Annotated in this window: 12 protein-coding genes; 5 read left to right on the top strand and 7 right to left on the bottom strand. The window is 73.9% G+C overall.

Features of this window, described 5'->3' with window-relative positions:
• Positions 1–77: 77 nt before the first annotated feature.
• From KCH_RS20805 to pdxH, 3 genes are all read right to left on the bottom strand, one after another.
• Positions 78–2,474, bottom strand: a complete 2,397-nt coding sequence (locus tag KCH_RS20805) for an FxsB family cyclophane-forming radical SAM/SPASM peptide maturase (RefSeq protein WP_279635894.1) — start codon at positions 2,472–2,474, stop codon at positions 78–80.
• 44 nt (positions 2,475–2,518) lie between these two features.
• Entirely contained in the window at positions 2,519–2,689 is a 171-nt protein-coding gene (locus KCH_RS41545) for a hypothetical protein (protein WP_157032139.1), read from the bottom strand.
• A gap of 206 nt (positions 2,690–2,895) precedes the next feature.
• Positions 2,896–3,531, bottom strand: coding sequence for a pyridoxamine 5'-phosphate oxidase (pdxH, locus tag KCH_RS20800; RefSeq protein WP_035865062.1), 636 nt, complete (start codon positions 3,529–3,531; stop codon positions 2,896–2,898).
• A gap of 402 nt (positions 3,532–3,933) precedes the next feature.
• Between pdxH and KCH_RS20795 the strand changes: the two genes are divergently transcribed.
• Positions 3,934–5,034: a citrate synthase 2 gene (locus KCH_RS20795; protein WP_035865060.1), complete on the top strand. Its 1,101-nt coding sequence runs from the start codon at positions 3,934–3,936 to the stop codon at positions 5,032–5,034.
• A 182-nt stretch (positions 5,035–5,216) separates the two neighbouring features.
• Positions 5,217–6,341 (top strand): phosphoserine transaminase, encoded by a 1,125-nt coding sequence (gene serC, locus KCH_RS20790; RefSeq protein ID WP_035865059.1) that lies wholly within the window; start codon positions 5,217–5,219, stop codon positions 6,339–6,341.
• A 56-nt stretch (positions 6,342–6,397) separates the two neighbouring features.
• Here serC and KCH_RS20785 read toward each other — a convergent pair whose 3' ends face one another.
• Complete coding sequence (locus tag KCH_RS20785) at positions 6,398–7,495, bottom strand: NAD(P)/FAD-dependent oxidoreductase (RefSeq protein WP_035865058.1); 1,098 nt, start codon at positions 7,493–7,495, stop codon at positions 6,398–6,400.
• Positions 7,496–7,631: 136 nt separating this feature from the next.
• On the opposite strand from KCH_RS20785, the gene KCH_RS20780 reads away from it, so the two are divergent.
• Positions 7,632–8,093: a MarR family winged helix-turn-helix transcriptional regulator gene (locus tag KCH_RS20780; protein WP_035865055.1), complete on the top strand. Its 462-nt coding sequence runs from the start codon at positions 7,632–7,634 to the stop codon at positions 8,091–8,093.
• 63 nt (positions 8,094–8,156) lie between these two features.
• On the opposite strand, the gene KCH_RS20775 is transcribed toward KCH_RS20780, so the two are convergent.
• Positions 8,157–9,149 (bottom strand): aldo/keto reductase, encoded by a 993-nt coding sequence (locus KCH_RS20775; protein ID WP_035865052.1) that lies wholly within the window; start codon positions 9,147–9,149, stop codon positions 8,157–8,159.
• A gap of 225 nt (positions 9,150–9,374) precedes the next feature.
• The gene (locus tag KCH_RS20770) at positions 9,375–10,229 is read right to left on the bottom strand and encodes an AraC family transcriptional regulator (protein ID WP_035865050.1); all 855 of its coding nucleotides are present in this window, start codon (positions 10,227–10,229) and stop codon (positions 9,375–9,377) included.
• Positions 10,230–10,323: 94 nt separating this feature from the next.
• Between KCH_RS20770 and KCH_RS20765 the strand changes: the two genes are divergently transcribed.
• Entirely contained in the window at positions 10,324–12,090 is a 1,767-nt protein-coding gene (locus KCH_RS20765) for a glycoside hydrolase family 35 protein (protein WP_035865048.1), read from the top strand.
• Positions 12,091–12,180: 90 nt separating this feature from the next.
• Here the strand turns inward: KCH_RS20765 and thpR are convergent, their stop codons facing one another.
• Positions 12,181–12,759: an RNA 2',3'-cyclic phosphodiesterase gene (gene thpR / locus KCH_RS20760; RefSeq protein WP_051653277.1), complete on the bottom strand. Its 579-nt coding sequence runs from the start codon at positions 12,757–12,759 to the stop codon at positions 12,181–12,183.
• 52 nt (positions 12,760–12,811) lie between these two features.
• Here thpR and KCH_RS20755 point away from each other — a divergent pair, with 52 nt between their 5' ends.
• The gene (locus tag KCH_RS20755) at positions 12,812–13,348 is read left to right on the top strand and encodes a GNAT family N-acetyltransferase (protein WP_208865972.1); all 537 of its coding nucleotides are present in this window, start codon (positions 12,812–12,814) and stop codon (positions 13,346–13,348) included.
• Positions 13,349–13,390 lie beyond the last annotated feature (42 nt).

Here is a 13,390-nt window from a genome sequence, read left to right as displayed (position 1 = left end):
GGTTCCGGAGCTCGCCGTTCGGCTTGTGGTGGTGCGTCGTTCCACTGGTTTTGAACAAAGGTTCGCCGAGCCGCCGCTCAGCGCGGTGCGGCGGCCGCGCGGGCCTGCCACTGGGCGAGGTTCTCGGCGGCGGCCTCCCGCGCCGCGGCCTCGGCGGCCCGGCCGACCGGGACGGCCAGCCAGGGCTCGACGGCGGTGCGCATCCGCTCGGCGAAGCGGACGCCGAGCGGGGTGAGCGCACCGGAGCCGGCGAGCGTGGCGATCGACGCGGCGGTGTGCGCCCGCCAGGTCGCCAGCTGCACCCGGGCGTGCTGGGCGGGGCCGTTGCGCAGCCCGTCGTAGGCCCGCACCCGGGTGGTCCAGAACTCGGTGACCGCCAGGTGCGCGTAGGTGCCCTGGAACAGGCCCTCCAGCGGGCGCGGGTCGGGCCGCCACGGCGCGTGGAACAGCCGCTCGTCGGCCCGGTCGTACAGGTCGTGGAAGTCCAGTACCGCGCCCAGCTTGACGTGCTGGAACTCGTGCGCGATCAGCAGCGCCAGGGTGGGCGCGGTGGCGGGCCGGGCGATGCCGACGGCGCCGAAGGCCTGCCGGGCGGCGGCGGACACGTCCCGGCCGGCCGGCCCGGGCCGCAGCGGGGTGAGGGTGGACAGGCCGGCCCGGATGCCGGGGGCGTGGCCGGGCAGGTCCCGGCCGATCAGCTCCCAGGCCTCGCGCAGCGCCCCGGCCCAGGCCAGGTACTCGTCGTCCGGCAGCCGGTCGGCGACCGGCCACTGGTGGCTGTCGCGCTGCGGGTCGGTGTCCTCCAGGGCGGGCGTCCAGCCGTCGGCGAGCGCGGTGCGCCGCACCGGCTGCCAGTGCGCGTCCGCGGGGGTGTCCCAGCCGATCCGGCGGCCGCCGACGGCGAACCCCTCGGCGTCGCCGGTCAGCACGGTCTCGCCGGAGCCGCCGACCAGGACCCGGCCCAGGGTGGGCAGGTGGACGGCGCCGGAGCGGACCGGCAGCGCCAGTTCGAAGCTCCGGCCGGCCCGCAGCGCGGCGGCGGCGGCCAGTTCGGCCATCCCGCCGAGGTCGGCGCCGGGCTCGCCCTGCAGGCAGCGCACCGCCCAGGCCCGGGTGTACGGGTGGGCGAGCACCGCGTCCAGCGCGGCGGTGTCGGCGCCGTCCAGCGAGGTGACCAGCGGCCAGGCCGGGGAGGCGGTCCCGACGGCGGCCACCAGCCGCCGGGTGAGCCCGAGTTGGGCGCGGGCCAGGGCCCGGACGGTGTCGGCGCCGCCGTGCCCGGCGGCGAGCTCGTCCAGCTGACTGTCGGTCAGCACGGCCCCGGGCGCGTCCTGGGCGGGCACGGCCGCGACGGGGGCGATCCGGTCGCGGATGGTGGTGATCAGTCGCATCAGGTCCCCGCAGTAGACGGAGGGGTTGCGGAAACCGGAGCCGTCGCCCCGGTAGCGGTGGGCGTACAGGCCGCCGCCGCAGGAGCGGACCACGGGGCAGCCGCGGCACTGCTCGGCGAGGCCATCCAGTCCGGACTGCCGTTCGACCATGCCGGGGTGCGCGGCGACCTGGTCCAGGGTGTGCTCGAACACCGTGAAGCCGGTCTCGGGCGCGCCGTCGTAGGCGGTCTTCAGGCTGTCGGCCTGCTCGAAGGAGCCGTCGGTCTCCACCACCACCAGGTCGGCGGGGTCCAGGCCGAGCGACTCGGTGAGGCTGGAGCGGCCGCGCAGGGTGCGGTGCACCGAGTCGAAGGTGCGCACCGGGACGGGCCGGCCGAGCTCCTCCCAGCGCCGGTAGACGGCCAGCAGCCAGTCCGCGTACGGGGTGTCGCCCATGCCGGCGGGGCGCTTCGGCGGCTGGTCCCAGGTGGCGTGCGGGAGCAGGAAGTCCACCCGGGGCGGTTCCAGCGCGACCAGCGCGTCCAGTACGGCGACCGGGTCGTTCTCCACGTCGATGGTGCACAGCAGCCCGGCGTACAGGTGCCGGTACGCGGGCCTGCGCAGCAGTTCGACGGCGGCGAGCACCTTGGCGTGGCTGCTGCGGCCGTCGGCGAAGCGGCGGTGCCGGTCGTTGGCGGCCCGGTCGCCGTCGAGCGAGATGCCGACCTTGATGCCGTGGGCGGCGAACAGGTCGAGGAAGCGCGGCGAGAGCAGCACGCCGTTGGTGTGGATGCGCAGGTCGAGGGCGCAGTCGGCGGGCAGGGCGGCGCGCAGCAGTTCGGCGGCGCGGCCGAGCAGGGCGGGCCCGGCGAGGAGCGGTTCGCCACCGTGCAGCACCGCGTGGACGGCGGTCAGCCGGTGGGCGCGGGCGTGTTCGGCGATCCGTTCGGCGGTGCGGGCCAGCACCGCCTCGGTCGAGGCACGGGTTTTGCCGCGCCAGCTGGTGTCGGCGTGTTCGTAGACGTAGCAGTGGTCGCAGGCAAGATCGCAGCGTGCGTGCATCTTGATCACGTACTGCGAGAACGGCACCAGCGGGCGCGGCACGGGGATCGGGGGTGACGTCGCGTCGGTTGCGCTCGGTCGGCCGGTCAGATGGAGGAGTTGAACGCGGCGACGGCCACCTGGCCGGAGTCACCGCCGGGGAGGGCTCGGTAGAGCTCGGCGGTGAGCTCTTCTGCACCGAGGGAGGCCAGAGCTGCCAGCGAAGGAGCGGACTCCTCGACGCGCGCGCTGTCGGCGGGCTTGGTGGCGGCGACCATGATGACTCGTTTCTGCGCCTGCCGGCGCGAGACAGGCCTCGGCGTCCTGTGCCGAGAATTTCACCCAGACCGCAGCGTACCCGCGCTACCCGCGTCAGCCGAAGCTAAACCACCGAATCTTGACCCATCCGTGGCGGCCGGACTCTCAGTGACCGGCGGGTAGTTGACGATCAGTCAGAGTGGATCTTCGACTGTCCGCCGAAACGTCAGGGGCAGAGCCGCTCGACCCGCCAGCCGCCGCCCTCGCCGGGCTCCGCGACGAACCGCAGCCGGTCGTGCAGGCGGTTCTCCCGGCCCTGCCAGAACTCGACGGTGCGCGGGACCACCCGGTAGCCGCCCCAGAACGGCGGCACCGGCACGCCGCCCTCGCCCTCCGGGTAGCGGGCGGCCAGGTCGGCGTAGCGCTGCTCCAGCACCTCGCGCCCGGCCACCGGGCTGGACTGCTCGCTGGCCCACGCACCGAGCTGGGAGCCGTGCGGGCGGGTGCGGAAGTAGGCGGCGGTCTCGTCCCGGCCGACCTTCTCGACCCGGCCGCCGATCACCACCTGGCGGGCCAGCGCGATCCACGGGAACAGCAGCGAGGCGTTCGGGTTGGCGGCCAGGTCGGTGCCCTTGCGGGAGCCGTAGTTGGTGAAGAACACGAAGCCGCGCGGGTCGTAGCCCTTGAGCAGCACGGTGCGCGAGGAGGGCACGCCGTCGCCGTCGGCGGTGGAGACCACCATGGCGTTGGGCTCGACCACGCCGGCCTCGACCGCCTCGTGGAACCAGCGGGCGAACTGCCGGAACGGGTCCTCGGCGAGCTGGTCCTCGGACAGGCCTTCGTGCTGGTAATGCTTGCGCATCACCGTCAGGTCCGGCCCGGGTCGCTCCTCGGCGGGCGTGGACAGGGCGCTCGGGTGGCTGTGGCGTTCCGCGGTAGGCACGCCGACATCATCCCGTACGACAAGCGCCGAGCGCCGCTGCGTCCGGGCAAACTCCCGGGGTTAGGGTGACTCGCCACCGCAACCCGACCCGCTGCCCGGGGAATCGTCCGGTTTTCACCGGAGCGCCCCGGAAAATCCGCCGACGATGCCGGAGACGACAGGGGTTCGAGCGGCCCGTGGGGGAAACATCACCGTCGTGGTGTATGGCGCAATGCACTCCGTGCCTGCCACTCTGGCACCGAGTGCCAACCACCATCGGTCACCGGCGTGCCGCCCCACCACGGCCGCACGTCGTGTCGGATCACTGAAGGAGCCGTTCTGATGTCGGACTTCGTACCCGGCCTTGAGGGTGTCGTCGCCTTCGAGAGCGAGATCGCCGAACCCGATCGCGAGGGCGGCGCGCTGCGCTACCGCGGGGTGGACATCGAGGACCTGGTCGGCCAGGTCTCCTTCGGGCACGTGTGGGGCCTGCTGGTGGACGGCAAGTTCGCCCCGGGCCTGCCCGCCGCCGAGCCGTTCCCGATCCCGGTCCACTCCGGCGACATCCGGGTCGACGTGCAGTCCGCCCTCGCCATGCTCGCCCCGGTCTGGGGCCTCAAGCCGCTGCTGGACATCTCCGCCGAGCAGGCCCGCGACGACCTCGCCCGGGCCGCCGTGATGGCGCTGTCCTACGTCGCCCAGTCCGCCCGCGGCCAGGGCCTGCCGATGGTCCCGCAGAGCGAGATCGACAAGGCCGAGACCATCGTCGAGCGGTTCATGATCCGCTGGCGCGGCGAGCCGGACCCGAAGCACGTCAAGGCCGTCGACGCCTACTGGACGTCCGCCGCCGAGCACGGCATGAACGCCTCCACCTTCACTGCCCGCGTCATCGCCTCCACCGGCGCCGACGTCGCCGCGGCGCTGTCCGGCGCGGTCGGCGCGATGTCCGGCCCGCTGCACGGCGGCGCCCCGTCCCGGGTGCTCGGCATGATCGAGGAGATCGAGCGCACCGGCGACGCGGTCGGCTACGTGAAGAAGGCCCTCGACAAGGGCGAGCGCCTGATGGGCTTCGGCCACCGCGTCTACCGCGCCGAGGACCCGCGCGCCCGCGTGCTGCGCCGCACCGCCAAGGAGCTCGGCGCGCCGCGCTTCGAGATCGCCGAGGCGCTGGAGAAGGCCGCGCTGGAGGAGCTGCACAACCGCCGCCCCGACCGCGTGCTGGCCACCAACGTCGAGTTCTGGGCCGCCATCATGCTGGACTTCGCCGAGGTCCCGGCGCACATGTTCACCTCGATGTTCACCTGCGCCCGCACCGCCGGCTGGTCGGCCCACATCCTGGAGCAGAAGCGCACCGGCCGGCTTGTCCGCCCGGCCGCCCGCTACATCGGCCCCGGCACCCGCAAGCCGGAGGAGATCGAGGGCTGGGACCAGATCGCGCACTGACACCCGATCAGGTGAACAACTGACGGACCGTCAGCCCCCCTGACCCCGCCGCCGGGCACGCGCACAGCCCCTGACCAGGGGCGGCGCGTGCTCCGGTGAGTGCTGTCCGGTGCCGGGAAGATCACGTCTCAGCGGCCGGACGGCCCGTACGGCGGGGCAATCCGGGGCGATAGGGTGCGGGGGTGGCTCAGATTCAGATCCCCGCCGACAATCTGCCCAACGACGGCCGCTTCGGCTGCGGCCCCTCCAAGGTGCGCCCCGAGGCCCTGAGTGCCCTCGCCGCCACCGGAACCTCCCTGCTGGGCACCTCCCACCGTCAGGCCCCGGTCAAGAACGTCGTGAAGCGCGTCCGCCAGGGCGTCGCCGACCTGTTCTCGCTGCCCGAGGGCTACCAGGTGGTGCTCGGCAACGGCGGCTCCACCGCGTTCTGGGACATCGCCGCGTTCGGGCTGGTGCGCGAGAAGTCGCAGCACCTGAACTTCGGTGAGTTCTCCTCCAAGTTCGCGTCCTCCGTGAAGGCCGCCCCGTGGCTGGCCGAGCCGACCGTCATCAAGACCGAGCCGGGCACCCACCCGCTGCCGGTCGCCGAGGCGGGCGTCGACGTCTACGCGCTCACCCACAACGAGACCTCCACCGGTGTCGCCATGCCGATCCGCCGCCCCGAGGGCGCGGACGCGGGCTCGCTGGTGCTGGTCGACGCCACCTCCGGCGCCGGCGGCCTGCCCGTCGACATCCGCGAGACGGACGTCTACTACTTCGCCCCGCAGAAGTCCTTCGCCTCCGAGGGCGGCCTGTGGCTGGCCACCTTCTCCCCGGCCGCCCTGGAGCGCGCCGCCGAGATCGCCGCCTCCGGCCGGTACATCCCGCCGTTCTTCGACCTGCCGACCGCGATCGACAACTCCTCGAAGGACCAGACGTACAACACCCCGGCCATCTCCACCCTCTTCCTGCTGGCCGACCAGCTGGAGTGGATGAACGGCCAGGGCGGTCTGGACTGGGCGGTCGCCCGCACCGCCGAGTCCTCCTCGATCCTGTACGCGTGGGCCGAGAAGTCCCCCTACGCGCAGCCGTTCGTCGCCAAGGCGGAGGAGCGCTCGCAGGTCGTCGGCACCATCGACTTCGACGAGTCGGTGGACGCCGCGGCGGTCGCCAAGGCACTGCGTGCCAACGGCATCGTGGACACCGAGCCGTACCGCAAGCTGGGCCGCAACCAGCTGCGCATCGCGATGTTCCCGGCGATCGACCCGGCGGACGTCGAGAAGCTCACCGGCGCGATCGACTACGTGGTCGAGCACCTGAACGACTGACACCCGTCCCTCGAAGGCCCCGGTCCGCGGACCGGGGCCTTCGTCGTTCCCGCGGCTCAGGCCGCGTGCGGGCCGAACTGCTCGACCATCCGCGCGGTGAACAGGTCGGTGCCCTTGAACTCGGCGATCATCGCGGCCGGCGCCGCGAACGGACCGTCCGGCGAAGGCAGTTGGCCGACCCCGCCGGTGCTGCCCAGCGGCAGCATGACCATCGGGTGGCCGAGCGGACGGTAGACCTCGGTGGGCTGCTCGCCGCGCAGCTGGGCGGAGATGTTCTTCGCCACCACCTCGGCGTGCTGCATCGCGAAGCCGGCCATGTCGGCCTCCGGCAGGTCCGCCAGGTCGCCGATCGCGTACACGTGCTCGTGGCCCTCGACGTTGAGCCGCCCGGTCACCGCGACCTTGCCGCGCGCGGTGCGCTCCGTCAGCTTGCCGTCGGCCAGGTAGTCGCCGTTGACGGCGGCGCCGTACGCCCGGTACCAGAGGTCGGCGGTCAGCCGCTCGCCCGCGGTGGTGGTGACGGTGAACTCCCCCGCGCGCCCGGGTTCGCCGGCCGGCGGCTCGGCCAGGGCGGCGCCGAGCCGCAGTTCGACGCCGAGCGCGTCCAGCTGCCGGTGCAGGTCCTCGACCACCTCGGGCAGGAAGCCGGGCAGCAGTGTCTCGCCGGGGTCGACCAGCACCACCCGCTTGTCCGGCCAGACCTCCTTGATCTCCCCGGCCAGCTCCAGGCCGACCGGCCCGGCGCCGAGGATCAGCACCCGCCGCGCGCCGGCGAGTTCGCCGTGCGAGGCGCGGACGGCCTCGATCGCCTCGGCCGTGCCGTCGGCGGCCGGGTGCGCCGGGTGGCTGTGCCGGGAGCCGGTGGCCAGCACCAGGTAGTCGGCGGGCAGGTGCTCGCCGGAGGCGAGCGTCACGCCGCCCGGGTCGACCGAGACGGCCCGGTCGCGGACCACCCGGCCCCCGGTCAGCAGCGTCTCGTACGGGAAGAACATGCTGCCCGCCCAGTCGGGCCGGACCAGTGCCCGCAGCGAGCCGGCCACGTTGACGAACGCGTCCCGCGGGTCGACCAGCACCACCTCGGCCTCGCCCTGCAGCGCCTTGGCGACCGACGCGCCCCCGTAGCCCCCACCGATCACCACGACGGTACGACTCATGACTGCCCACCCCTTCAGCGGCCCCCGCGAACGCCTTCCGTTCGCACCACGAACATAGTTGTTCGCAGCACGAATTACCAGCGGATGCGAAAAAGAACTTCGCCCAGCGAACTACCTGCCTTGGTACGCTCGCCGAATGGCGAAACCCGAAGCCGGTCCGATGAGCCTGGTCACCGCCCTGGTGCGGTCCTCCTTCCTGGTGGACGCCGCCTACACGCAGGCCGGCCGCACCCACGGCCTGACCCCGCAACAGGGCCAGCTGCTCTGCGTCCTGATGGCCCGTCCGTACGGCATGGGCGAACTCTCCGGCGCCCTGGGCCTGGCCAAGTCCTCACTCACCGGACTGGTCGACCGCACCGCCCAGCACGGCCTGGTCCGCCGCGAGGACGACCCGCGCGACAGCCGGGCCGTCCGGGTCGCCCTCACCCCCGAGGGCACCGAACTCGCCGAACGCTTCTACGCCGACGCCTGCCGCCGGATCGACGCCCTGGGCGACGGCCTGGACGCCGAGCAGCGCGGAGCACTGGCCGCGCTGCTCGGCCGGGTGGTGCTGGACAACGAGGCCCCGGTGGTCTTCGTCGAGCCCGGCCGGGCCTGAGCCGCCACCCCTCGGTAGGGCCTGAGCCACCCCCGGCCGAGGCTTGGGCGCCCGCCCCGACCGCTACCAGGCGTAGGCCTCCGGCGCGGGGCCGCCGCCGTTCGGGCCGGGCGGCGGGAACAGCCGGTCCAGCTCGGCCAGCAGGTCGGCGTCCAGCTCCAGGTCGAGGGCGGGCAGCGAACCGTCCAGCTGCGCCACCGTGCGCGGGCCGATGATCGGACCGGTCACGCCCTCCTGTGCGAGCAGCCAGGCCAGGCCCACGTGCGCCGGATCGGCCCCGGCCCGGGCGCACAGCTTCTCGTACGCCTCGATGGTGTCGCCGTGCTCGGCCAGCGCCGCCGCCGAGTGGCCGCTGCCGCCGCGCGCCGCGGTGCCCTCGCGCCGCTTGCGCAGCACGCCGCCGAGCAGACCGCTGTTCAGCGGGCCCCACGGGATCACGCCGATCCCGTAGTGCCGGGCCGCCGGCAGCACCTCCAGCTCCGCCCAGCGGGTCATCAGGTTGTAGCGGGACTGCTCGGCGACCAGCCCGAGGAAGTGCCGCTCGCGGGCCGCCTCCTGGGCCTGCGCAAGGTGCCAGCCGGCGAAGTTCGAGGAGCCGAAGTACAGCACCTTGCCCTGCTGCCGCAGGACGGCGAACGCCTCCCAGATCTCGTCCCACGGCGTGTGCCGGTCGATGTGGTGCATCTGGTACAGGTCGATGTGGTCGGTGCCGAGCCGGCGCAGCGAGTCCTCGCAGGCCCGCCGGATGTGCAGGGCGCTCAGCCCGCCCTCGTTGGGGCGGGCGCCGGTCGGGATGAACACCTTGGTCGCCAGCACCGTCCGGTCCCGGCGCTCGGCGGAGCCGGCGAACCAGCGGCCGATGATCTCCTCAGTGGAGGTCTCCCCGGGCCGGGTGCCGTAGACGTTCGCGGTGTCGAAGAAGTTGATGCCGTGCTCGTGCGCCCGCTCCATGACCGCGTGGCTGTCCTGCTCGGAGGTCTCGGTGCCGAAGTTCATCGTGCCGAGCACCAGCCGGGACACCGTCAGCCCGCTGCGGCCGAGCCTGGTGTACTCCATGGAAATCCGCCCCCATGCGTCGCGGCGGGCCCCACGGTCGGGCCCGCGTCGCGCCTCACCCTACGGATCGGCCGCCCGCGAACCGGTCCGTTCGCGGAAACGGCCGGGGCTACTTCTGTACGAGCGCGCTGATGATCACCACGGCGAGCAGCAGGACGAACGCGCCGGTCACGATCCGCATACGGGTCTTCGGGTCCACCCCACGAGATTAGACGGTCGCCCGGCCTACCCCTGCTCCGGGTCCGCCGGACCGTCCCGCTCCGGGACGGCGCCGCCGCGGAACTCGCGCTGCCGGAACACCGTCGGCGCGACCCCGACCCGGCGGGTGAACAGGCGGGTGAAGTACGCCGGGTCCTGGTAGCCGACCCGGCGGGCCACCGTGGAGACCGGCAGCTCGCTGGCCGCCAGCAGGTGCTTGGCCTCGCTCAGCCGGACCGTCAGCAGGTACTCCTTCGGACCGGCCGCGCCCTGCGCCCGCACCGCGCGGCGCAGCTCCTCCACGCCCATGCCGACCCGCCGGGCGTGCTCGGCCACCGACAGCGGCAGGCAGGCGTCCCGGCGCAGCACCTCCATCACCGGCGCGCCCTCCGCGCCCAGGTCGGCCCGGTGCCGGTGCAGTTCCACCAGCAGTTCGTGCACCGCCGCGGACGCCTCCGCGCCCGCCGTCGGCCCGCCCCGGCGGCAGGTCGCGGCGATCCGGGCGATCACCCGCTGCGCGGCCTCCGCGGAGTCCAGCGGCACCACCTCGGCCTCCGGCAGCAGGCCCAGCTCGGCGTACCCGGCGATGCCCGCGCCGGTGAAGTCCACGAAGGACTCGGCCCAGCCGTCCGCGTCCGGCCCGTAGTGGTGCGGCACCCCCGGCCGCAGCCACAGCACCGCCGGGGCCGTCACCGGCAGCCGCCGGCCGCCCGGCAGCGCGTACCAGCCGCGGCCCGCCCCGACCACCACGGCCACCCAGCGGTCCAGCACCCGCGGCCCGACCACCGGCAGCCGTCCGCGCTGCAGGCCCACGCCCAGGCACGCCAGGCCGGTGGCCAGCTGCGCCGGACCGGGCGTCAGGTAGTGCCACCAGCGCTCCATCGTCCTCCGTCCGCGGGTTCTTCCGGGACAAGTCCAACACGCCGCCGGGCTTTGTCCATGGTGGGGGCCGGTGCCTTCTTGCAGGCTAGGACGCATGCTCACCTACGACTCGACCGGTTTCCGCCTCGACGGCAGCCCGCTGCGCATCCTCTCCGGCGCGATGCACTACTTCCGCACCCGCCCCGAGCAGTGGCCCGCCCGCCTCGCCGCCCTGCGCGCGATGGGCCTGAACACCGTCGAGACGTACGTGCCGTGGAACCTGCACGAGCCCGCCCCCCGCCGCTTCGAGCGGCTGGACGAGCTCGGCGCGTTCCTGGACGAGGCGCACCGCCAGGGCCTGTGGACGATCGTCCGCCCCGGCCCGTACATCTGCGCCGAGTGGGACAACGGCGGCCTGCCGGCCTGGCTCACCGCGAAGGTCGGCCGCCGCGCCCGCACCAGCGACCCCGAGTACCTGGCCGCCGTCGACGCCTTCTTCGACGTGCTGCTGCCGCAGGTCGTCGACCGCCAGTGGGGGCGGCCGGGCGGCACCGTGCTGATGGTCCAGGTCGAGAACGAGTACGGCTCGCACGGCAGCGACAAGGTGTACCTCCAGCACCTGGCCGACGGCCTGCGCGCCCGCGGCGTCACCGTCCCGCTGTTCACCTCGGACGGCCCCGAGGACCACATGCTCGGCGGCGGCACCCTCCCCGGCATCCTCGCCACCGTCAACTTCGGCTCCGACCCGGAGACCGCGTTCGAGACGCTGCACCGCCACCGCCCCGAGGACCCGCCGTTCTGCATGGAGTTCTGGAACGGCTGGTTCGACCACTGGGCCAAGCCGCACCACACCCGCGACGCCGCCGACGCGGCCGACGCGCTGCGCCGCATCCTCGCCGCCGGCGGCTCCGTCAACCTGTACATGGCCCACGGCGGCACCAACTTCGGCACCACCGCCGGCGCCAACCACGAGGACGCCCCCTTCAACTCCACCGACTGGACGCACTCCCCGTACCAGCCGACCACCACCTCCTACGACTACGACGCCGCCCTCGACGAACGCGGCCTGCCCAGCCCGAAGTTCGACGCCTTCCGTCAGGTCATCGCCGACTTCGCCGCCGAGAACCCGTCGCTGGTGCGCTACTTGGACGGTCGCACCGCCGAACTGCCCGACCCCGCACCGGTGCTGACCGCCCGTGAGGTCGCGCTGACCGAGTTCGCCGAGCTGCCGTTCGGGGACGCCGTCGCCTCCCCCGTGCCGCCGCTGTTCGAGGAACTCGGCCTGGAGCACGGCCTGGTCCGCTACACCACGACGGTGCCCGCGATCAGCGACAGCCGGCCGCTCACCGTCGAGGGCCTGCGCGACCGCGCCTCCGTCCAGGTCGCCGGCAAGCACGCCGCCGCGCTCGAACGCGGCGTCGCCGCCGAGCCCGTCACCGCGGCCGGCGGCGACCGGGTCACCCTGCTCGTCGAATCGCTCGGCCGGGTCAACTACGGCCCCCTGGTCGGCGAGACCAAGGGCATCACCGGCGTCCGCCACGAACGCCAGTACCTGCACGGCTGGCACGCCCAGCCGCTCGCCCTCGACCCGCTGCCCGCCGCGGCCTACGCCCCCGGCGAGCCCGCCCCGGAGACGCTCGCCCGCGGCACCTTCGAACTCGACACCACCGGCGACGCCTTCCTCGCCGTCCCCGACGGCGACCACGGCTACCTCTGGGTCAACGGCTTCCTCCTCGGCCGCTACGACCGCCGCGGCCCCCAGGTCACCCTGTACTGCCCGCAGCCCCTCCTCCACGAGGGCACCAACACCCTCACCCTCCTGGAACTCGGCCGGGCGACCCCGTCCCGCATCGAGCTCCGCGAGGCCCCCGAACTGGGATGAACCAACAAGGGCGCGGGGACCTGCGCGAGACGGGAGACACCCGTCAGGAGGATCGCGACGCAGGACGATGGCCTGCACGCGTTCGCGACCTCACGGACGTGGTGTGCGCTCGTCGCGCAGTTCCCCGCGCCCCTGTGCTCGCAGCCGCCAGCCGTCGACCACGCTGTAGCGGGCCGGCCCGAAGCCGGTCTCGCTGCGCATCAGACGGATCTCCCCCGCCTCCCACTCCACCCCGCGGAAGCCCGCCATCGCGTCGGCCATCGCCCGCATCCCGCGGTCCCCGAACCGGCTGCGGGCCAGCGTCAGGTGCGGGTGGAAGCGATGGTCGTCCGTGACGTCCAGCGCGTCCCGGACGTCCTCGGCGAGCCGCCGCAGCGCAGCCGTCGCGCCCGCCACCCCGCACCAGAGCACCCGGTCGCCGAACGTCCCTCCGCCGCCCAGCCGCAGCCGGAACCCGGCGTGCTCCGCCGCCACGCCGGCCAACTTCCGCGAGATCTCCGGCACTTCGTCGGCGGGCACGTCCCCGAGGAAGGCCAGCGTCAGGTGCCACCCGGCGCTCTCGCTCCAGCGCAGCCGGTCCGCCCCGGGCAGGTCGCGCAGGCGGGACGCCGCAGCGGCGAGTTCCTGGACGGCGCGGGCCGGCGGGTTCACGGCGACGAAGAGCCTCATCCCGTCATCCTGCCCTACCGTCCGGTGGCCGCCACCGGATAGAAAAGACGCCATGCGTATCCGTACCGGAGGTCCCGACTCCGCCCCCGACCTGCTCAGGCTCATCGACGGCGCGGTGGCCTGGCTGGCCGCGCAGGGCCGTACCGGACAGTGGGGTTCGGTGCCGTGGTCGCAGCGCCCGGAGTCGGTGGCGCGGGCCGAGCAGGCGTGCCGCGAGCAGCTGGTCCGGGTCGCCGAGCGGGCGGCCGGCGGGGGCGACGCGCTCGGCGTGTGCGTCCTGGCCGAGGACGCCCCGTCGTACGCCCCGCCGGTGCCGGAGCGGGAGTTGTACGTGCGCTGGCTGGTCACCGACCGCGTGCACAGCGGGTCCGGCATCGGGGCCGCGCTGGTCGCGGACGCCCTGCGGGTGGCGCGCGGGCGCGGCATCGGTCTGCTGCGGGTGGACTGCTACGCGGGCGGCGACGGCCGGCTGGTCGAGCAGTACGAGCGGCTCGGGTTCACCCGGACCGCCACGTTCACCGTCGACCGGCCGACCGGCCCGTGGCCGGGGCAGGTGCTGGAGCAGCGCGTGGGCGCGGACTCCGACTAGCGGACACCGACCGACCGGGCCGACCAGCCGGACCGCCTGCGG

It is taken from the genome of Kitasatospora cheerisanensis KCTC 2395 (assembly GCF_000696185.1).
Classification (GTDB): Bacteria; Actinomycetota; Actinomycetes; order Streptomycetales; family Streptomycetaceae; genus Kitasatospora; species Kitasatospora cheerisanensis.
Note: the sequence above shows the minus strand (reverse complement) of the source record. Positions and strands in the feature narration are given on the sequence as shown.

What these genes read in the sequence shown, in the direction of transcription:
- pdxH (WP_035865062.1), bottom strand. Translation starts at nt 3,531, where the DNA reads ATGCGCAAGCATTACCAGCACGAAGGCCTGTCCGAGGACCAGCTCGCC.
- KCH_RS20770 (WP_035865050.1), bottom strand. Translation starts at nt 10,229, where the DNA reads ATGGAGCGCTGGTGGCACTACCTGACGCCCGGTCCGGCGCAGCTGGCC.
- KCH_RS20780 (WP_035865055.1), top strand. Translation starts at nt 7,632, where the DNA reads ATGGCGAAACCCGAAGCCGGTCCGATGAGCCTGGTCACCGCCCTGGTG.
- KCH_RS20765 (WP_035865048.1), top strand. Translation starts at nt 10,324, where the DNA reads ATGCTCACCTACGACTCGACCGGTTTCCGCCTCGACGGCAGCCCGCTG.
- KCH_RS20775 (WP_035865052.1), bottom strand. Translation starts at nt 9,149, where the DNA reads ATGGAGTACACCAGGCTCGGCCGCAGCGGGCTGACGGTGTCCCGGCTG.
- thpR (WP_051653277.1), bottom strand. Translation starts at nt 12,759, where the DNA reads ATGAGGCTCTTCGTCGCCGTGAACCCGCCGGCCCGCGCCGTCCAGGAA.
- KCH_RS20755 (WP_208865972.1), top strand. Translation starts at nt 12,812, where the DNA reads ATGCGTATCCGTACCGGAGGTCCCGACTCCGCCCCCGACCTGCTCAGG.
- KCH_RS20795 (WP_035865060.1), top strand. Translation starts at nt 3,934, where the DNA reads ATGTCGGACTTCGTACCCGGCCTTGAGGGTGTCGTCGCCTTCGAGAGC.
- KCH_RS41545 (WP_157032139.1), bottom strand. Translation starts at nt 2,689, where the DNA reads ATGGTCGCCGCCACCAAGCCCGCCGACAGCGCGCGCGTCGAGGAGTCC.
- KCH_RS20785 (WP_035865058.1), bottom strand. Translation starts at nt 7,495, where the DNA reads ATGAGTCGTACCGTCGTGGTGATCGGTGGGGGCTACGGGGGCGCGTCG.